The 19,614-nt window shown below is 48.0% G+C and carries 17 protein-coding genes; 6 read left to right on the plus strand and 11 right to left on the minus strand.

Translation table 11 applies throughout. The annotated features are described in order from the left end of the window. The first annotated feature begins 42 nt into the window (after positions 1-42). The 4 genes from LIN78_RS04660 (at position 43) to LIN78_RS04675 (ending at position 5,298) form a co-directional block, all read left to right on the plus strand. Positions 43-1,485 (plus strand): efflux transporter outer membrane subunit, encoded by a 1,443-nt coding sequence (locus LIN78_RS04660; protein ID WP_227178969.1) that lies wholly within the window; start codon positions 43-45, stop codon positions 1,483-1,485. Further along, positions 1,482-2,660 (plus strand): HlyD family secretion protein, encoded by a 1,179-nt coding sequence (locus LIN78_RS04665; RefSeq protein WP_227178971.1) that lies wholly within the window; start codon positions 1,482-1,484, stop codon positions 2,658-2,660. Before LIN78_RS04660 ends, LIN78_RS04665 begins: the two co-directional genes overlap by 4 nt. 6 nt (positions 2,661-2,666) lie before the next feature. Beyond that, positions 2,667-4,223 (plus strand): DHA2 family efflux MFS transporter permease subunit, encoded by a 1,557-nt coding sequence (locus LIN78_RS04670; RefSeq protein ID WP_227178973.1) that lies wholly within the window; start codon positions 2,667-2,669, stop codon positions 4,221-4,223. Between the two features lie 274 nt (positions 4,224-4,497). Beyond that, on the plus strand, positions 4,498-5,298 hold the full coding sequence (locus LIN78_RS04675) for a hypothetical protein (RefSeq protein ID WP_227178975.1): 801 nt from the start codon (positions 4,498-4,500) through the stop codon (positions 5,296-5,298). A 65-nt stretch (positions 5,299-5,363) separates the two neighbouring features. On the opposite strand, the gene LIN78_RS04680 is transcribed toward LIN78_RS04675, so the two are convergent. From LIN78_RS04680 to LIN78_RS04715, 8 genes are all read right to left on the minus strand, one after another. Further along, entirely contained in the window at positions 5,364-6,803 is a 1,440-nt protein-coding gene (locus LIN78_RS04680; protein WP_227178978.1) for a gamma-aminobutyraldehyde dehydrogenase, read from the minus strand. Between the two features lie 47 nt (positions 6,804-6,850). Beyond that, a complete protein-coding gene (locus LIN78_RS04685; RefSeq protein WP_227178979.1) occupies positions 6,851-7,678 on the minus strand; it encodes an ABC transporter permease in 828 nt (275 codons plus the stop codon). Then, positions 7,668-8,609: an ABC transporter permease gene (locus LIN78_RS04690; protein ID WP_227178982.1), complete on the minus strand. Its 942-nt coding sequence runs from the start codon at positions 8,607-8,609 to the stop codon at positions 7,668-7,670. The genes LIN78_RS04685 and LIN78_RS04690 overlap by 11 nt, the downstream gene beginning before the upstream one ends. 4 nt (positions 8,610-8,613) lie before the next feature. Next, positions 8,614-9,639, minus strand: coding sequence for an ABC transporter ATP-binding protein (locus tag LIN78_RS04695; protein WP_227178984.1), 1,026 nt, complete (start codon positions 9,637-9,639; stop codon positions 8,614-8,616). A 99-nt stretch (positions 9,640-9,738) separates the two neighbouring features. Then, positions 9,739-10,911, minus strand: a complete 1,173-nt coding sequence (locus LIN78_RS04700; protein WP_227178986.1) for an ABC transporter substrate-binding protein — start codon at positions 10,909-10,911, stop codon at positions 9,739-9,741. 155 nt (positions 10,912-11,066) lie between these two features. Next, entirely contained in the window at positions 11,067-11,978 is a 912-nt protein-coding gene (locus LIN78_RS04705) for a LysR family transcriptional regulator (protein WP_227178989.1), read from the minus strand. 145 nt (positions 11,979-12,123) lie between these two features. Further along, a complete protein-coding gene (locus tag LIN78_RS04710) occupies positions 12,124-13,254 on the minus strand; it encodes a branched-chain amino acid ABC transporter substrate-binding protein (protein ID WP_227178991.1) in 1,131 nt (376 codons plus the stop codon). Positions 13,255-13,644: 390 nt separating this feature from the next. After that, on the minus strand, positions 13,645-14,778 hold the full coding sequence (locus LIN78_RS04715; protein WP_227178994.1) for a branched-chain amino acid ABC transporter substrate-binding protein: 1,134 nt from the start codon (positions 14,776-14,778) through the stop codon (positions 13,645-13,647). Positions 14,779-15,130: 352 nt separating this feature from the next. On the opposite strand from LIN78_RS04715, the gene LIN78_RS04720 reads away from it, so the two are divergent. After that, positions 15,131-16,525 carry an MATE family efflux transporter gene (locus tag LIN78_RS04720; protein ID WP_227178996.1) on the plus strand — a complete coding sequence of 465 codons (1,395 nt, stop codon included), beginning with the start codon at positions 15,131-15,133 and terminating at the stop codon, positions 16,523-16,525. 82 nt (positions 16,526-16,607) lie between these two features. Continuing rightward, positions 16,608-17,630, plus strand: coding sequence for a UDP-N-acetylmuramate dehydrogenase (gene murB, locus LIN78_RS04725; RefSeq protein WP_227178999.1), 1,023 nt, complete (start codon positions 16,608-16,610; stop codon positions 17,628-17,630). 26 nt (positions 17,631-17,656) lie between these two features. Here the strand turns inward: murB and LIN78_RS04730 are convergent, their stop codons facing one another. Genes LIN78_RS04730 through LIN78_RS04740 form a run of 3 tightly spaced genes read right to left on the minus strand, consistent with a single transcriptional unit; the run spans position 17,657 to position 19,614 of the window. Next, on the minus strand, positions 17,657-18,004 hold the full coding sequence (locus tag LIN78_RS04730) for a VHL beta domain-containing protein (protein WP_227179002.1): 348 nt from the start codon (positions 18,002-18,004) through the stop codon (positions 17,657-17,659). 17 nt (positions 18,005-18,021) lie between these two features. Next, positions 18,022-18,348, minus strand: coding sequence for a YciI family protein (locus LIN78_RS04735; RefSeq protein ID WP_227179004.1), 327 nt, complete (start codon positions 18,346-18,348; stop codon positions 18,022-18,024). Between the two features lie 30 nt (positions 18,349-18,378). Beyond that, a complete protein-coding gene (locus LIN78_RS04740; RefSeq protein WP_227179007.1) occupies positions 18,379-19,614 on the minus strand; it encodes a multifunctional CCA addition/repair protein in 1,236 nt (411 codons plus the stop codon).

The following is a 19,614-nucleotide window of genomic DNA, read 5'->3' on the forward strand; positions in this document are numbered from 1 at the left end:
CTAAGTTTTTAGCCATTTATTTGAAAAATGGATTATCAATTGATGAATAGAAGAACATTCAATCGTTTCACACTGATTGTTATTTTGGTCAGTAGTGTACTAACCGGTTGCGTAGCCATACCGGAAAATGAGCATCCAGTCCAAAAACTAGATGCGTCTAAACTAACGCTAACTAGCGAACTTTCTTATCGCCAAGCCAATTGGCCAGCAGCAGATTGGTGGAAACTCTATGGTGATGATCAACTGAATCAGTTGATTGAACAAGGTCGCGCTAACTCACCGACGCTTGCCACCGCTGCGTCACGTATCCGACAAGCCAATGCAACGCTTTCTGCTAACCAAGCAGAAAAACTGCCGACCGTATCTGCGAATGCATCCGTAACGCGGGACAAAGAAACCGCGACTGGTTTGATTCCCGTACCGTATGCAGGAAACTACATTAACCAAGGCCGCGCAACCTTGGACTTTAGCTACGAGCTAGACTGGTGGGGCAAACAAAGTGCCAGCATCCGCGCTGCCGCTGGCCAAGTAGCGGCAAGCCGCGCCGAAGCGGCGAGTGCCGAATTGATGCTAAGCACCGCCATTACGCAGCAATACTTTGCTTTCCAATCTGCTAGCGCACAATTAGCGCTGGTAAATCAGCAAATTGAAAAGCAAGACCAACTGAACCGCTTGCAAGCAGCAAGATTGAAACAAGGATTAGAAACGACGGATATCTTGCGCCAACAAGATCAACGCCGTGCGAACTTGCAACAGCAAGCAGAACTACTAACGACCTTGAAGCAACAAGCACGTATTGCATTACGCGCCTTAACGGCTTCAGATAGCTTGCCAGCACTGACTGCTAAACCACTGCCTGACGTAAAAACCGGCGTGCCAGACCAACTAGGTGTAGAGCTGATTGCTCGCCGCCCTGAAATTGATGCCGCCCGTTGGAGAGTGGAAAGCGCGTTATCGCAAGAAGAAGTGGCGAAAGCGCGGTTCTACCCTAGCTTTACGATCAATGCACTGGTTGGTTTTTCAACGATTGATTTAGACAAACTGTTTAACTCTGCCAGCCAAATTAGCAGCATTGGCCCATCAATTCACTTGCCAATCTTTGACTCTGGTCGCTTAAAAGCAAACCTTGAAGGCAACCGCGCACAAACCGCTGTATTAATTAATCAATACAACGAGAGCGTGATTAACGCCCTAAAAGAAGTAAGCGACTCGGTGAATAACCTGCAAGGGGTAGAACGCCAACAAGCGGCTTCATTACGTGCGAAGCAAGCTGCACAAGCTCAGCAAAGCTTGGTAGAAGCAAGGCTAAAGCAGCAGCTAGCAGATAAACGCCAAGTAATTCAGGCCGAACTTGGTGTGATGACAGAAAACATGACGTTGCTGAACCTAAAACAACAACAAATTGCTGCACAAATTAACTTAATAAAAGCGCTGGGTGGTGGATACCAATCAGCCAACACGAATACTGCCGGAGAAGTTAAATGACTGACCAACAACAAAACGCTACTACCCCAGCACCAGCAGAAAATGGCAAGCGTAAAAAAGCCCTAACCCTTCTAACCACCTTATTTGTGCTTGCAGGTATTGGTTACGCCACTTGGTATACATTGGTTGGTAGTAAAGAAGAAGAAACCGATGATGCATACGTGGGCGGTAACTTGATTACCCTGACGCCACAAGTAGCAGGTACGGTAGTTAGTATTCATGCTGATGAAACCCAGCCCGTCAAAGCAGGCCAGTTGTTAGTACAAATGGACCCATCTGACAGCAAAGTGGCGCTAGAAGATGCCCGCGCCAAATTGGGTGAAGCGGTTCGTCAAATTCGCCAGCAGTCTGCCAACGCAGCCGCAGCCGATGCGCAGATCGACCGTACAGAAACAGATCTGAAAAAGGCGAAAGATGATTTGGCCCGTCGCTTGCCACTATTAAAAGATCAAGCGATTACCGGTGAAGAAGTTGCCCACGCACAAGACAGCGTGAAGCAACTAGAAAGCCAATTGCAGATCGTGAAAAAACAAGCCGTGGTTGCCCACGCCGCGATTGATGGCACCACACTGGCCACCCACCCTAGCGTGTTGCGTGCCCGTGCAACGTTTATTCAGGCATGGTTAGCAGACAAGCGTAATGGCTTAGTAGCGCCAATTAACGGCGTAGTGTCTAAGCGTAGTGTACAAGTTGGCCAACGCATTGCACCAGGGACCAACCTGATGTCGATTGTACCGTTAGACAACTTGTGGATTGACGCTAACTTCAAAGAAAAGCAGTTGCGCAACTTGCGTATTAATCAACCAGTAGAAATCACCACCGATATCTACGGCAGTGACGTGACTTACCACGGCAAAATCTTGGGTTTCTCTGCAGGAACGGGTGCAGCGTTCTCGCTACTACCCGCACAAAACGCCACCGGTAACTGGATTAAAGTGGTGCAACGTGTACCAGTGCGTATTGCGCTAGACCCGAAAGAACTTCAAGCCCACCCGCTGCGCATTGGTTTATCTACCTTAGTGAAAGTAGATACGCACGAACGTAATGGACAGGTGCTGGCACCGGTTGGCAATGGCCAAGCGGTTTACCAAACCCAAGTCTACGATGCCGAGTACCAAGCTGCGAGCAAAGAAGCAGATCAACTTGTTGCCACTAATGCTGGCGTGAAAGGTTAATTCAGCATGTCTGCCGCTCAAACCGCCCAGCCAGCACCACAACGGTTGCATGGCTTACCGCTGGCGTTAATGACGCTAGCGGTGGCGTTAGGCACCTTTATGGAGGTGCTTGACACCACCATCACGAACGTTGCGATTCCCCATATTGCCGGTAATTTGGCCGTCAGTAGTACCCAAGGTACGTGGGTAATTAGTTCTTATGGCTTAGCCAGTGCGATGGCCGTGCCCCTAACCGGATGGTTGGCACAGCGATTCGGCCAAGTCAAAATGTTCGTGATTTCGGTCTTACTCTTTACCATTACCTCGATGCTATGTGGTCTAGCGACTTCCTTGCCGATGTTGGTGGTTTTCCGCTTTATGCAAGGTTTGGTATCTGGCCCGATGGTGCCGCTCTCGCAAACCCTGCTGTTATCGAACTATCCGCCCGAGAAAAAAGGCGTCGCCTTGGCGCTCTGGTCGATGACGGTGATTGTCGCGCCGATTTTTGGCCCGCTACTCGGCGGATGGTTAACCGATAACTTTGCATGGCCGTGGATTTTCTTTATTAACGTGCCCGTCGGGATATTCTCTGGCATTGTGGCATGGGGCTTATTGAAGAAACACGAAACACCAACCGCGAAAAAACCAATTGATGTAGTTGGCTTGGCACTATTGTTTATTGGTGTAGGTAGCCTACAGCTAATGCTAGATAACGGTAGCGATAACGACTGGTTTGAATCTAGCTTTATTCTGGCGCTCGCCGTGATTGCCGTGATTGCGCTGTGTTTCTTTGTGGTGTGGGAATTAACCGATAAACACCCAGTGGTAGACCTAACCCTCTTTAAGAGTCACAACTTCCGTTACGGGGTATTGGCGCTTTCACTTGGGATGTTCTGCTTCTTTGGTTCGACGGTACTCTTCCCTCTCTACCTGCAAACGGTAATGGGCTATACGTCTACTTGGGCGGGGCTGGCGACGGCACCGGTTGGTTTACTCGCGTTTGTGTTATCGCCCATTATTGGTAAAAACATTGCCCGCTTAAACCTAAGATTAGTGGCCACGTTCGCGTTTATTGTGTTCTCTGCCACCATGCTGTGGGTGGCTAGCTTTAACCTAGAAACAGACTTTAACCACATGTTCTTGCCACGCTTACTGCAAGGGATTGGGATTGCCTGCTTCTTCATTCCAATCAATACGATTGTGATGTCTGGCCTACCCCCAGAAAGAATGGCGAGTGCGGCAGGTTTATCTAACTTCTTCCGTACGCTATCGGGTAGTTTTGCCACCGCGATTGCCGTGACATTGTGGGACCACCGCTCCACTTTCCACCATGCCACGCTAACCGAGCATATTACAGCGGGTAGTTTGGAAACCAACCGCTTTTTAGACACCCTACAAAGCGTTGGCATGCCGCTACAAGGTGCGTATAAACAAATCGACCAAATGATTAGCCAACAAGCACTAATGATGGCCACCATTGATGTGTTCCACAGCTTTGGAATTCTATTTTTAGTATTGATCGGTGTGATCTGGCTAACCAAACCGATTAAAGGATTTGGCGGCGGCGGTGGTGGTGGCCACTAAGTACGTTGAAATGAGTTGAATAGATGAAATGCCCCGGCTTTGGCCGGGGCATTTTTTTATTTTGAGTGCTTCTTCATTTCTCTATAAAAAATACTCAGCTAAGCTATTAGACATTTCAATTTTCAAGAAATATTTAAATATGCATTAACTTATCTAAGCTATATTTCAAAAAATTCTATAGAACTAAGCACGCATCATTTACATCAATTTGTAGATATCTGTAATACTTCATATCCCCTTATATTGTAAGAATAAGTCTTCTGAGAGATTTGAAATGACAATTAAGAACCTATTTCCCGAAGATATGGCCTGCTACGTTTTTGGAGATGAATCAACTGCCTCAAATGACAGATTTGCAATTTATTCGATGATCGGTGGTTCACAACAAACCATTCGGAAAACGCTCTTAATTTTACAAGAGTATAAAATGAAATATGGTATTGATTCTCAAGAGAAATTGCATTGTCGAGTAATTTTTTCCAAGCATCAGCGAGAAAAAACATCTTGGGGAAAGCTTACTGACAAACAGGTTTTAGAGTTCTTCAGAAATCTGAGTGAAGCATTATTACCAGTTGGTTTACTCTGGTCATATGGCTACATTGATATGCGTGAAGTATTAAACAATCCAAAGCCAGAAAAAATGGCTGGGAAATTTTCAACAGAAAATGGTAAAGAGTTTTCATTTGATTTTAAAGTTAAGCAAGCACAACAGTTCGCCTATTCTGCTGCAGAGATTCATTTCATCCAAAGATACGGTACAAGATTTAAAATTTGGTGCGACCAAGACAAAACCAAAATAGAATGGTTTGAAGGAAAAAAACAGCCTCATAATATTAATCGCCACATTGGAGTAAAAGGTGAAGTTAATCCACCTAGAGAACTAGAACCAATGCTAGAAATTGCGGATCTCTTTGCTTATACAACAAGTCGACACCTTTCGGCTATACAAAGCTTTGGGGAGCATGTATTCCGAAATATTCACAAAAAATTTAACCCCAAAGCATCTAAAATGAATTTAGATCCTTCTTTATTTGGTGGTGATATTCCTACAAAAGAATGGTTGAAATCATCCTAAGAGTCTGCAACAGTAAAACCCCTCTAAGTAAATCAAGGGGCTTTACTCTCTAACCACTACAAGCCTTACAGCTTGATCATCACATGCCTTACGCAGGTGTAGTCTTCCAGCGCGTAGATGGACATATCTTTGCCGTAGCCGGATTTTTTCATACCGCCGTGAGGCATTTCGCTGGTGAGCATGAAGTGGGTATTGACCCAAGTGCAGCCGTACTGCAGGTGGGCAGCGACTTGCATGGCTTTGCTCACGTCTTTGCTCCAGACAGAACTAGCCAAGCCATAGTCGGAATCATTTGCCCAGCCAATCACTTGTTCGGTGTCGTCAAAACGGGTGATGGAAACAACGGGGCCGAATACTTCGCGGCGGACGATTTCGTCGGTTTGCAGAGCGCCCGCTACCACGGTTGGCTGGTAGAAGAAGCCACGAGAGTCGCCTACTTTGCCACCGGCGGTGATCTCGATATGTGGCTGCTGGGCGGCGCGTTCCACGAAGCTCGCAACGCGATTACGCTGGCGATCAGAAATCAGCGGGCCCATTTCCACGCCTTCGTCTTCTTGCTCACCATATTTGATCGATGACACGGCGCTGGATAGATCGGCCACTAATTTATCGTAAATGCCAGATTGCACGTACATACGGCAGGCGGCGGTGCAATCTTGGCCAGCATTGTAATAGCCAAAGGTACGGATACCAGCAACTACTTCGGATAGATCAGCATCGTCAAACACAATCACAGGGGCTTTGCCACCTAGTTCTAGATGGGTACGCTTTAGGCTCTTCGACGCGGTTTCCAAGATTTTTTGGCCGGTAGACACATCACCAGTGAGAGAAACCATGCGCACTTGCGGCTGGCTAATGAGAGGAGAACCTACGGTTTCGCCACGGCCAGTCACCACATTGACCACGCCTTGCGGGAAAATTTCGCCCATCAACTGACCCAAGCGCAATGTCGTGAGTGGGGTTTGCTCGGATGGTTTGATCACCACGGTGTTACCGGTAGCGATGGCTGGGCCGATTTTCCACGCCGCCATCATCAATGGGTAGTTCCATGGGGCGATAGAAGCAATCACCCCCAGTGGATCGCGGCGGATTATGCTGGTATGGCCACTTAGGTATTCGCCAGCCACTGGGCCAGTCAGGTTACGCACAGCACCAGCAAAGAAGCGGAATACATCTGCCACTGCCGGGATTTCATCATTTAACGCAGCTAGGTAAGGCTTGCCACAGTTTAAAGATTCCAGACGGGCAAACTCTTCGCCACGCGATTCGATAGCGTCTGCCAGCTTTAGCAGCAAGTTACTGCGGTCTTTTGGCGAGGTACGCGCCCAGCCGATAAACGCGGCTTCGGCGGCGGCAACAGCAGCCTGCACTTGCTCTAGTGAGGCCTCCGGCACTTGGCACAAGACTTCGCCAGTAGCAGGGTTAAGTACGTCTTCTTTATCACCCTCACCGGCAACTAGTTGGCCGTTAATCAGTAAGGCAGTTGGAAATTGCACACCATTCATGTGACTCGCTCCTAAGGAGTAAAAACGGTTGGTGAAAAACGGCTAAGTTATTTGCTACTACCTGCAACAGATTCCGTTCCTTTGGTCAGGTGGTACGCCAGCAAGATCGGAATCATGGTGATCAACATAATCATTAAAGCAACGACGTTGGTAATCGGCGCATCTCTTGGGCGAGTTAGTTGGTTCAGCAACCAAATCGGCAAGGTTTTTTCGTGCCCTGCGGTAAAAGTGGTGACAATCAGTTCATCAAACGAGAGCGCAAAGGCCAAGATGCCGCCAGCCAACAACGCGGTGGCAATTTGTGGCAATACAATCCGGCGGAAGGTGACAAAGCCATCGGCGCCTAAGTCCATCGAAGCTTCGACCAAGCTATGCGGCATGCGGCGGAAGCGCGCCACCACGTTGTTGTAGACCATCACCACACAAAACGTGGCATGCCCGATCACAATCGTCCAGAAACTAGGCTCTAAACCCATCATTTTGAAGGCTGCCAGTAGCGCGATACCGGTGATGATCCCGGGCAAGGAAATCGGGATGATCAGCATCATGGTGATCGCATCTTTGCCAAAGAACACCCGACGATACAAGGCTGCCGCAGCCATTGTGCCTAACACCATGGCAATCGCCGTTGCAAAGGCAGCGACTTTTACCGATAACCACACCGCGTCCATGATGTCTTCACGCGCGGCAGCTTCGGCAAACCAGCGTAGCGTCCAGCCTTTAATCGGAAAACTAAAGGCGCTTTCTTCGGTATTAAAGGCATAGATGGCGATCATCAAAATCGGAAAATGCAGGAACACCAAGCCACCGTAGGCCAAGGCTTTGAGCCAACGCGGTGCGCGCTGATCATTACTTACTTTGGTCTTAGAGCGCATCGAAAGCCCCCCATCTTTTTGCCAAACTCAAATAAATACCAATTAACACAATCGGAACCACGGTAAACGCCGCTGCCATTGGAATATTTCCGATCGATCCTTGCATGGTGTAAACCATGGTGCCGATAAAGAGACCAGATGGGCCGACTAGCTGAGGGATGATGTAATCACCCAAAGTGAGTGAAAAGGTGAAGATAGAGCCCGCCACTACGCCTGGAATCGCTAACGGTAGCAACACATGGCGGAAAGATTGGCTAGGTTTTGCGCCCAAATCTGCAGAAGCTTGCAGTAAATTCGCAGGGACTCGCTCTAGCGCCGCCTGGATCGGCAAAATCATGAACGGTAGCCAAATGTAGGTAAAGACAAAGAAGCGGCCCACATGGGAGGTAGACAAGGTATTGCCCCCCACATACGGTAATGCGAGAAAGGCTTCTAATGCACTGGTCAAGCCAAGACGATCGATCAACCAATAAATAATGCCACCTTTGGCTAAGATCACAGTCCAACCATAGGCTTTTACAATGTAACTCGCCCACATTGGCAGCATCACCGCGACATAGAAGAAGCCTTTTTCAGCACCAGTTGCGTATCTCGCCATGTAATACGCCATCGGAAACGCCAAGATGACGGATGCAATCGTGACGGCTAAGGCCATGCTAAACGTGCGAATCACAATATCTGCATTGGCTAACTCAAACAGATTGCGATAATTTGCCAACGTGAACTCTGGCAGCACACTCATGGTGAAATCATCAAAGGTGTAGAGACTTTGCCAAAGCAAAGCAAATAAAGACCCTAAGTACACCGTGCCAAACCAAATCAGCGGCGGGACCAGCATCAGCAACAAGAAGAACGTCGGTTTGCGATACAGAAAATTCGCACACCAGTGGCGGATGCCCTTGTTCGCAATGGGTAGAGAAGTAGACATCATTACCTCATCCTTCTGCTAAAGGCACCATGGCAGACACCGGCCAAGCGAGTTGCACGGAGGAGCCAATCACGGGTAAATGCGCTTCATCATCTGCACCAAACTGCAGATTAGCCATCATGACAGCAAATAGCTGCCCACCAACGGAGACCTCAATCCGGCTAGTTGCGCCGTGATATTGCACATCGATCACCTCGCCTTTGGCATGGATATGGTCAGCCAGTGTGGTATCTGCCACCATCCGAATATGTTCTGGGCGAATAGAGAATGGCGTGCTAGAACTAGTTAGCGTTTGGGCCAATGCCCCTTTCACCACGTTGGCCGTACCAACAAAATCTGCCACAAACATGGTTTTTGGGCGGGTGTAGAGTACTTTTGGCGCATCGACTTGTTCGATCTTGCCTTTGTTAAACACAGCGACCCGATCTGACATCGAGAGCGCTTCGCCTTGATCATGCGTCACGTAAATAAAGGTGATGCCCAATTTGCGATGCAAGGTTTTTAGTTCCACCTGCATTTGCTCGCGCAGCTTTAAATCTAGCGCGCCTAATGGTTCATCTAGTAACAACACCCGAGGCTGGTTGACTAGCGCACGCGCCAAAGCCACCCGCTGACGTTGGCCACCAGACAATTGCCCCGGTTTGCGATCGCCATAGTCTGGCAGCGCCACCATGGCCAAGGCTTCTTCGGCTTTTTTCAGGCGTTCGGTTTTTCCGATGCCTTTTACCATAAGCCCATAGGCAACGTTATCGCGGATATTCATGTGCGGGAACAGCGCGTAATCTTGGAACACGGTGTTTACATCGCGCTCGAACGGCGGCACGCCAGCGGCTTCTTGTCCAAAGATGCGAATACTGCCCGAAGTGGGCTGCTCGAAACCCGCAATTAATCGTAAAGAGGTGGTTTTGCCCGAGCCACTTGGGCCCAGCATTGAGAAAAACTCACCCTCTTCGACGGTAAGCGATACATTATCTACCGCCGCTGTCTGCCCAAATAGGCGTGACACACCGGTAAACTCGACTGCAACGGTCATGCGTCGAATCCTTCTTCTATATTAGCAAGCGCTAATCATGTTTTGATGGAATGCCCCGACAGCGGAACGCTGCCGGGTACCTGCTGAAACAGGTTTAACTTAGCGACCACCCATAATGGCGATATAGTCTTGTGTCCAGCGGCTATAAGGAACACAACTGCCTTGGGTGCTGCATTTGATTTGTGGCGTTTTCCAGAAATGAATTTGGCTAAAGCGATCAAATCCATTGTCTTTGCAGAAAGCCGATCCACCAGGTGCTTTTTCATTACACGCAGCAGGTGCAGCTGGCAATGATCCAAACCACTCAGCAAGTGCCGATTGCAGCTTGTTGTTTAGCGAGTAATCCATCCACTTGTATGCACAGTTTGGATGTTTTGCATCAGCATGCATCATGGTGGTATCAGCCCAACCGGTGACGCCCTCAGATGGAATTACCGAATCAATCGCTTGTTTTTCGCCTTTTAAGGCATTGACCTGATACGGCCAAGAACTAGAGGCCGCCACACCTTCGTTTTTAAAATCATTCATCTGAACGGTGACATCATGCCAGTAGCGATGTGTCAGCGTTTTTTGTTGGCGCAGTAGCTTTAAAACTTCAGCGTACTGTGTTTCGTTTAGTTCATACGGATCTTTGATGCCCAGTTTTGGGTTTTTCTTCATCAGGTACAGTGCGGCATCGGCAATATAGATCGCGCCATCATAAGCCTGCACACGGCCTTTGTTGGATTTGCCATCCGGTAGATTTTGCGGTTCGAACACCACAGACCATGATTTTGGTGGGGTTTTAAAGACTTTGGTGCTGTACATCAGCACGTTTGGACCCCATTGGTATGGCACACCATAATGCTTGCCTGCGACAGTATGCCAAGGCGCATTTTGCAAGCGAGGGTCTACATTCTTCCAAGAAGGAATCAGCGCAGGGTTAATCTCTTGAACTTTTTTACCAAAGATTAAACGTAAGCTCGCATCGCCAGAAGCAGTCACCAAGTCATAACCACCTTGGTTCATCAACGCGACCATTTCATCTGATGTACCAGCGGTTTTCACATTTACCTTACAACCAGAGGCTTTCTCGAAACCTGTGACCCAGTCATAATTCTTATCGGTTTCGCCACGCTCGATATAGCCAGCCCAAGCGATGATATCTAGGCGCCCTTCTCCGGCACCTACCTTTGTTATCCCTGCAGCAGATAATTGAGAACCTGCTAACGCAGCCAACACTACCAAGGCGATACGCTTCTTGCTACTTAGCGCTACTCCGTTCTGATTCATGCTAACTCCCTCCGACTTTGACATGAAGAAATACGGTCACGGATGCAATATCACTATCCCGTGTGAATGAAATCATTGTAGGGATGCTGTCGTCGGAGTACCAGAACGTAATTCAGATATAAGTAATCGGAAAAACCGATAGCTAGATGTGTGGGTTAAGTCCTGCCGTGCGCACGGCTATGTTCACGCGCCACGATCAGGAAGTTTTGAGTCGCCTCAGACAGCACAGAACCACGGCGCCAAGCCACGCCGAGACCCAAAGTCGGTAAAGATTCTTCAATCGGACGGACTTCTAGACGGTCACCTTCTAGTGTCCACGGGCGGTAAAGAATATCCGGTAAAACAGATACCCCGGCCCCTGTGGCCACCAAACTCCGCACTGCTTCTACTGAAGCCGTGCGCGTACCGGTACGCGGTCGAATGCCCGCAGCACGCCAATAAGCATGGCTAGTATTTTCTAACTCATCGAGTTTGAGCATAATAAAGCGCTCATCGGCCAAATCACTGATAGAAATCGATTTTGCAGAAGTTAGCGGATGATTCACCGAAAGCCACAAACGCCAAGGCGACGTCACCAACGCTTCAGACTCTAACGCCTGCCGGTTTTCTAGCTGAGACACCATCAGCACCGCCACGTCTAACTCACCATTGACCAACAGATGCTCTAGATAATCTCGCTGATCTTCAATCACTTTTACTTCCACTTGCGGAAAAACGCGGCGATATCGATCTAACAGATAAGGCAAATAATAGCCCGTCACCAGGCTCGTCACCCCCACGTTCAAGATGCCAGACATGGTATCAGGCCGTGCGGATAGCGCCTGCTGAGCATTACGGACAGACGCCATAATTTGATGCGCATGGCGGAGGAACTGATGCCCCGCATGGGTCAGTACCATGCCACGGGCGTGACGCTGAAAGAGCGTCGCACCTAGATCGTCTTCTAGGGTTTTGATTGCTTCGGTCACCACCGATTGGGAAATATTCAAAGACTGCGTAGCACCAGTAATCGACTCTGCTTCTGCTACCGCAATGAAGTATCGGATATTTTTAAGTGAGATCGCCATGACTCACTATAGGGGGATTTGATCAAACCTGTAAAGGTTATGTAAAAGAAAACCCCGTAAACCTTTGATAAGGAATCGGGGTTTTCTCATGTTCAATTCGCTATTTGCTTAAAACAGCCAATTGCTACTTGTAGTACTGCCGCGATTAGCGAACTACTTTCAAGTCTTTCCAGTTGCCGTTTTCAAACTGCTTAACGGTCACTGCACCACCTTTAATGTCGCCTTTTGGATCAAATTGAATCTGGCCAGTTACACCACTCATTTTGATTGCCGCTAGTTTAGGCAAGAACACTTTCGCATCGGTAGAATTTGCTTCTTGCATCGCAGTAATGATCGCGGTCATCGCATCATAAGCGTACGGAGAGTAATTCTGGATGTCCATTTTGAAACGAGCTTTAAAGCGCGCTTCAAAATCCTTACCTTTTGGCATTTGGCTACGTGGCAAACCCGCTTCGGTACAGTAAGTATCTTTGGTCATCCCGCTGCCAGATAGTTTGATCATGGTAGGGCCACAAGCGCCATCACCCGTGATGTACGGCATCATCATACCTAAACGACGCATTTGCTGAAGCATAGGGCCTGCAGTTGCATCCATACCGCCGTAAAGTACTGCGTCCGCCTTTTTCGCTTTCACAGAGGTCAACACCGCCATCCAGTCGGTCGTTTTGTCGGTACCGTATTCGCGGGCAACCACTTTACCGCCTGCTGCTTTTACCGCTTTTTCAATTTCGTCTGCCAAGCCCTGGCCATAAGCAGTGCGGTCATCAATAATCGCAACGTTTTTTGCTTTTAGGGTTTGTGTTGCAAACTTACCCATTGCCGTACCTTGTTGAACATCGTTCGCTACCACGCGGAAGGTGGTTTTGAAACCTTGCATGGTGTACTTAGGGTTAGTTGCAGATGGAGAAATCTGAGGAATACCCGCATCGCTATAAATACGAGAAGCAGGGATAGAAGTACCAGAGCCTTGGTGACCCACCACGCCTTTTACACCCGCGTCGACTAGCTTCTGAGCAACCACCGTTGCGGTACGTGGATCAGCAGCGTCATCTTCTGAAACGAGTTCAAACTTAACAACCTGACCACCAATTTTGATCTTTTTCTTGTTTGCATCTTCAATCGCAAGCAATGCACCAGCTTCGTCATCTTTACCGATGTGCGCAATCTGGCCGCTCAATGGGCTAGCCTGACCAAGTTTCACCACTACATCTGCGTGTGCTACACCAGCAACGGCGGCAGCGATTACTGCTAATGCAAATTTATTGTTCGCCAACATTCTCTATCCTTTTGATTATTATGATCTGCTTTGTTCTCTACTTAGCAGATTTCCTCTGCGCTTGCGGGTATGCAAACCAGATGGGCTATCCAAGTATCCTCTCCAAGTGGATCAACACGTTGCCAAAAGACTGACAATCAGGGGACTTTGGTTAGCAGGCAAAATTTTAAAGAAGGGGGGCAATAGGCGATAGTCGGGCAATAACGCAAGCTGTCAATAGTACATCCGTAATCTACCCGATTGTTCTCCATCAGATATGACAGCAACACGCACATTGACCATACAATAACGATCATCAATACGAATAGATCAATCTAGAAAAGCAAAAACCCCGCATATAGCGGGGTTTTTGGGCATAGATACGGTAAATATCTATTGTTGCATTAAAGCTTAGCGAACAACTTTAACGTCTTTCCACTCTTTGCCGTCGAACTGTTTAACAGTCACTGCGCCACCTTTGATGTCGCCGTTCTTATCGAAAGCGATTGGGCCAGTTACACCGCTCAGTTTGATTGCCGCTAGTTTAGGCAAGTAAGCTTTTGGATCGGTAGAGTTAGCTTGTTGCATAGCGGTAATGATTGCAGTCATCGCATCGTATTCGTACGGAGCGTAGATCTGGATTTCTTTACCGAATTTAGCTTTGAAGCGTTTCTCGAAGTTTTTGCCTTGTGGCATCATAGAACGAGGAACACCAGCTTCTGTACAATAAGCATTTTTGCTCATGCCGTCGCCAGCTAGTTGGATCATTGCAGGTGTACATGCGCCATCACCCACCACGAAACCAGCGTTGATACCTAGACGTTTCATCTGTTGCAATAATGGACCAGCAGTTGCGTCCATACCGCCGTACAATACTACGTCTGGTTTTTTCGCTTTAACTGAAGTCAGAATCGCCATCCAGTCGGTCGTTTTGTCGGTACCGTATTCACGAGCAACCACTTTACCACCAGCAGCTTTCACTGCTTTTTCCACTTCGTCAGCCAAACCTTGGCCGTAAGCGGTGCGGTCATCGATAATCGCTACGTTTTTCGCTTTCAATTCTTGAATAGCGAATTTACCCATCGCGCCACCTTGTTGAACGTCGTTCGCTACTACGCGGAAGGTAGTTTTGAAACCTTGCAAGGTGTATTTAGGGTTGGTAGCAGATGGAGAAATCTGTGGGATGCCTGCGTCGTTGTAGATTTTAGATGCAGGGATAGAAGTACCAGAGTTCAAGTGACCTACAACACCTTTCACACCAGCATCTACTAGCTTCTGAGCAACCACAGTAGCTGTTTTTGGATCTGCAGCGTCATCTTCAGAAACCAATTCGAATTTGACTACTTGACCACCAATCTTAATTTTTTTAGCGTTTGCGTCTTCAATAGCTAGAATCGCACCTGCTTCGTTGTCTTTACCCAAGTGAGCGATTTGACCGCTCATTGGGCTCACTTGACCTAGTTTAACCACTACGTCAGCGTGAGCAACGCCTGCGAATGCGCAAGCTGAAGCAACAGCAATTACTAGTTTAGATTTGGTGAACATACTCTCTCCTCAAACTCGGGAACGACACCACTTTGTAAGCGGTGTATAGTTACCGGTTGGTTTTTCAAATGTTGATGGGGGTTGTTTGCAACTACTGCATTTGCGTGTTTGCAGCCAACAGGAAAATTATTACGCCGATTTCCCAACACTTTCAAGCGTTTTGTATTGTCTTGATTTGTCCTTGCGCAACGCAGCAATTTTGCAAATTATTCAACAAAAACAAATAGATAAGTCACTTTTAGACTAAATTTTAATCAATTTCTACATTTCCAGCCTACGTAATTTAACGGATAAATATTGTAAATTTTTGACGAATATTGCGGGTCGGCGTGTTATACGGTATAACTTTGTTGTGAAAAATATTGCGCAAACCAAATTCTATTCCGAGGCCAAATCGCTCAGTAAATTGGCATGGCCGATCATTATTGCCCAAGTAGCTGGCATGCTAATGGGGGTGATTGATACCGTCATGGCAGGACAAGTTAGCGCGAATGATTTAGCGGCCGTCTCTCTTGGTACGGGTGTGTGGGTTATTTTATTTTTCTCCTCCCTTGGTGTCGTGAGCGCGGTTGGCCCGATGGTGGCACACGCCTTTGGTGCCAAAGAATATAAAGAGGTAACCAACCTCTCTCATCACGGCATTTTTCTTTCTTTTTGCTTAGGGATTCCAGTCGCGCTGATTCTCTTCTTTGGTCACCCCATTCTGACATGGACGGGCGCGGCCCCTGAAACAGTAGCAATTACCGATTTATTCATGAAGGGCATTGCCATTGGCACGCCTTTTGGACTGATGTTTCGTTCGTTGGGTTTTTACTCTTCTTCTGTCTCTCAAACGCGTCCGGTCATGGTGCTGGGCATTTTGGGACTGCTACTGAATATTCCGCTTAACCTTGTGTTTATCTACGGTTACTTTGGTGTACCAGCTATGGGTGGTGCGGGTTGTGGTTGGGCCAGTGGTCTCATCATGATTATTTCTGCGCTGGTGATGTCTCTCTATACGCTGAAATCCAAGAAATATGCACAGTTCCGCCCTTTTGCCTCGCATTGGCATGTCAATTGGTCCATTTTTGGGCAAATGTGCAAACTAGGTTTGCCAACTGGCGGCGCGTATTTAGTGGAAGTATCTGCTTTTTCTGGGACGACCTTGTTGGTGGCGCCGTTAGGTGCAGCTAGCATTGGCGGACACCAAATTATGCTCAACCTGAGCGCATTAACCTTTATGCTCCCGATGGGAGTCGGCCTTGCCATGAGTGTCCGGATTGGTCAGCAATTAGGCGCCGGGCAACCGAAAGCTGCTCGTTACAGTAGTAAAGTCGGTTTACTCATGGGTATTTTCTGCGGTTTGTGCTCTTGTACATTGATGCTGACCATGGGCAAGTCGATCATTGCGCTTTATAGCCCGGATCAGACCGTGCAAATGGTGGCGTCTACCTTACTAGTGTTTGCAGCTAGTTTCCAAGTGTTTGATGCGATCCAAGTCTGTGCGGCATCGGCACTTCGCGGCTATAAAATCAGTAGCTTGCCGTTAATTGCCATGGTCATTGCCTTTTGGTGCTTCGCCTTACCATTTGGTTGCTGGATTGGCTTACACCCCGATTGGTTGAATTTTTCTAGCGACTGGGCACCACTGGGTGTGAAAGGGTTATGGATATCCTTAGTATTGGGGCTTGGCATTGCAGCCACCATTTTGCTCATTGCCTTAAATAAAGTAAGTAAGAACACCATCGCAGATGCTGCGAATCCATGATGCCACTGCATCCTTTGCTAAATAAGGCTACAATCCGCTAACTTTGCCCTTTGCTGATTTTGTTAGATAACAGGTTTTAAACATGGCGCTTCATATTCAGGAAAATGTTTCTCTTCTCCCTTTCCACACCTTTGGTATTCCTTGCGAAGCAAAGTGGTTGGTTGAAGTGGATGCGGTGGAAACGCTGTCTGAATTAAAAGCCCATCCAACCCTCTCAAGCCAACCTTGGTTAGTGTTGGGCGGAGGTAGCAACCTCTTACCCACCAAGGATTATGCAGGGCTAGTGCTACGGATGACCGCAAAAGGCAAGCGGATCATCAAAGAAGACGATGATCACGTTTGGATTAAAGCCGAAGCAGGTGAAAACTGGCATGATTTTGTGCAGTGGACACTCGCAAACCAGTGGTATGGATTAGAAAACCTATCCTTAATTCCTGGCACGGTTGGTGCCTCCCCCATCCAAAATATCGGCGCCTATGGGGTTGAGGTAAAAGACTGCTTTGAGTCGCTAACGGCTTGGCATAAGGCAGATGATACGGTCATTACACTCTCTAATGCCGACTGCCAATTTGGGTATCGCGACAGTATCTTTAAACAAGCACTGAAAGATAAAGCGATTATCTTGTCAGTCACCTTTCGCCTAAACAAACAGCCATCGCTAAAAACGGCGTATGGTGAAATTGCCAAAGAATTAGCCAATCAACACATTTCCGAACCGACGCCGCGCCATGTTGCCGATGCGGTCATTGCCATTCGCCAGCGCAAGCTGCCAGACCCCACTCAAATCGGCAATGCCGGTAGCTTCTTTAAAAACCCGGTTATCGCTACTGATATTGCCGATGAAATTGCCACTCGTTTTCCGAATGTCGTTCGCTACCCTGCAGGGGACGGTCTGACCAAACTGGCAGCAGGCTGGTTAATTGATCAGTGCGGATGGAAAGGGAAATCGCTGGGGAATGCCGGCGTTTACGAGCAACAGGCCTTGGTGCTCGTCAATCGAGGTGGTGCAACTGGTGAAGAGGTTTTGGCGTTATCCAACGCGATTATTAAATCGGTTCAAGACACGTTTGGCGTCACCTTAGAGCCGGAACCGATTATCTTGTAAGCGCCTAGCGCCGAGATTTAGCCTACTTAATTTACCCCATCACCCTTGGTGTCTTCAATCACCACTTGGCGAGCCTGCGCATCTGGAAAGAAGATACCTTTGCAGCTATACCCTTCCACCACCCAAGGGTGCGACACATAAGTGGGCTGCTCATAAGACATCCCCGCCGCGAGCGTCTGATAAAACACTCGTTTGCCTTGATAGTCTAACCAATACACATTCACTGTCTCTTCAGAATCGTTCACAAACCGTATGCTGGTTTGCACTTTCCCTTCAACGGAGTGAAAACGCGATTCATTCGGGCATTTTGCCAATGCATTTGCCGACAAAACCAAGCCAAAAAGGAAGGTCAGTACTACAGTTAGATTTTTCATGCGCTGGTCACTTAGCGTTATTCAGAAATGATGTTTGAGATGGACTTCGCGCTTGGCGCAATGAACGAAGGAATTTTACTTGCCTTCATTGCCGGCACCCACGCAATCACTCTCGCCTTCGCGACTTCATGAATGATAAACGGATCTTCGGCAAGCCAAGCCATTAACTCATCTTGATGACTAGCCTGAGCCATGATCACGCCACCAGTGCGAGGTTCTTGCCGGCCAGATAGTAAAAAGTGGCCTGCTTGATAATGCTTTTCGAGATATTTCAGATGGTCGGGAATATATTGGTCAATCACAGATAAAGGTGACTGATAATCCAAAATCACCAAATACAGCATCGTCCACTCCAAGCAAAATGAATTCCTCTATCATATGCCTAATTGTTTGATGGCATCTAGTCTTGCCATGCGAATAGCATCCGGGATTTTATCTGGTGTTGCGCAAGCTTTTGCAATTTGCCCACTATTCACCGATTGCGCGGCGGCCAACACGCTTAGCCATTTTTCTGTTTGCGGATAAGTCTGCTCTTCAAAACCTAAGCGCCCTCTCGCATCGGCTTCACAGACTTTTAGCAAACTCTTGAACCGATCAGGTTTTCTGAAGGCATCACATTGGGAGAGCAAATCTAGGCGTGTTGTATGTTTGAGTTCATCAAACCGATGAATGTTTAAGTGCTCTCTACACGCCATCACCGCTAAATCACGGCATTCAGATGGCACGCGCAAGCGCTCGGCAATTTGCGTAACTAGCGCGATGCCAGCCTGTTCATGCCCAATATGCCGAGGCCAGTCCGCACGAGGTGTTAACCCTTTGCCTACATCATGCATGAGCACCGCCCAGCGTTCAGCCAAACTTGCCTTTAACCTGACAGCCATTTGCAAACACATCATCGTATGTTTGCCCGTATCAATTTCAGGATGATGTACTGCTGTCTGTGGTACCCCAAATAACGCATCTAGCTCCGGTAGCAATCTGGCCAATGCACCGCAATCGCGGAGTATCTCCACCATTTTGCTAGGATAGTCACTCATTAACCCTTTTGCCCATTCTTGCCAGACGCGTTCGGCAACCAAATAGTCGACCTCACCTTCTGACACCATTTGCTGCATCAACCGCATGGTTTCTGGCGCCACGTGAAAGTTAAATCGACCTGCAAAGCGGGCTAATCGAAGGATACGGACAGGGTCTTCGATAAAGGCGGGGCTAACATGCTTTAATTGCTTAGCAACTAAATCTGCCTGACCATTGAATGGATCGATTAATTGGCCGTTTGCGTCTTCGGCAATCGCATTAATCGTAAGATCTCTACGCGCAAGGTCTTCTTCCAAAGACACTTCAGGAGACGCATAGACTTCAAAACCGGTGTAACCACGCCCGGCTTTTCTCTCTGTTCTTGCTAACGCATATTCTGCTTTGGTTTTTGGATGCAAAAATACGGGGAAATCTTTTCCGACGGATTTAAACCCGCGTTTTTGCATCTCTTCAGCTGTCGTACCTACCACTACATAATCACGGTCTTTAATCGGCAACCCTAGTAAGCGGTCTCGTACGGCACCGCCGACGATATAAACCGATAAACCATGTAAGAGTGGATCGTTCATCAT

Origin of the sequence: Leeia speluncae (genome assembly GCF_020564625.1) — a bacterium.
Classification (GTDB): domain Bacteria; phylum Pseudomonadota; class Gammaproteobacteria; order Burkholderiales; family Leeiaceae; genus Leeia; species Leeia speluncae.

Excerpts from the sequence above, each read along its gene's own strand:
- LIN78_RS04660 (WP_227178969.1), top strand. The coding sequence starts at position 43 with ATGAATAGAAGAACATTCAATCGTTTCACACTGATTGTTATTTTGGTC.
- LIN78_RS04665 (WP_227178971.1), top strand. The coding sequence starts at position 1,482 with ATGACTGACCAACAACAAAACGCTACTACCCCAGCACCAGCAGAAAAT.
- LIN78_RS04670 (WP_227178973.1), top strand. The coding sequence starts at position 2,667 with ATGTCTGCCGCTCAAACCGCCCAGCCAGCACCACAACGGTTGCATGGC.
- LIN78_RS04675 (WP_227178975.1), top strand. The coding sequence starts at position 4,498 with ATGACAATTAAGAACCTATTTCCCGAAGATATGGCCTGCTACGTTTTT.
- LIN78_RS04680 (WP_227178978.1), bottom strand. The coding sequence starts at position 6,803 with ATGAATGGTGTGCAATTTCCAACTGCCTTACTGATTAACGGCCAACTA.
- LIN78_RS04685 (WP_227178979.1), bottom strand. The coding sequence starts at position 7,678 with ATGCGCTCTAAGACCAAAGTAAGTAATGATCAGCGCGCACCGCGTTGG.
- LIN78_RS04690 (WP_227178982.1), bottom strand. The coding sequence starts at position 8,609 with ATGATGTCTACTTCTCTACCCATTGCGAACAAGGGCATCCGCCACTGG.
- LIN78_RS04695 (WP_227178984.1), bottom strand. The coding sequence starts at position 9,639 with ATGACCGTTGCAGTCGAGTTTACCGGTGTGTCACGCCTATTTGGGCAG.
- LIN78_RS04700 (WP_227178986.1), bottom strand. The coding sequence starts at position 10,911 with ATGAATCAGAACGGAGTAGCGCTAAGTAGCAAGAAGCGTATCGCCTTG.
- LIN78_RS04705 (WP_227178989.1), bottom strand. The coding sequence starts at position 11,978 with ATGGCGATCTCACTTAAAAATATCCGATACTTCATTGCGGTAGCAGAA.
- LIN78_RS04710 (WP_227178991.1), bottom strand. The coding sequence starts at position 13,254 with ATGTTGGCGAACAATAAATTTGCATTAGCAGTAATCGCTGCCGCCGTT.
- LIN78_RS04715 (WP_227178994.1), bottom strand. The coding sequence starts at position 14,778 with ATGTTCACCAAATCTAAACTAGTAATTGCTGTTGCTTCAGCTTGCGCA.
- murB (WP_227178999.1), top strand. The coding sequence starts at position 16,608 with ATGGCGCTTCATATTCAGGAAAATGTTTCTCTTCTCCCTTTCCACACC.
- LIN78_RS04730 (WP_227179002.1), bottom strand. The coding sequence starts at position 18,004 with ATGAAAAATCTAACTGTAGTACTGACCTTCCTTTTTGGCTTGGTTTTG.
- LIN78_RS04735 (WP_227179004.1), bottom strand. The coding sequence starts at position 18,348 with ATGCTGTATTTGGTGATTTTGGATTATCAGTCACCTTTATCTGTGATT.
- LIN78_RS04740 (WP_227179007.1), bottom strand. The coding sequence starts at position 19,614 with ATGATGAACGATCCACTCTTACATGGTTTATCGGTTTATATCGTCGGC.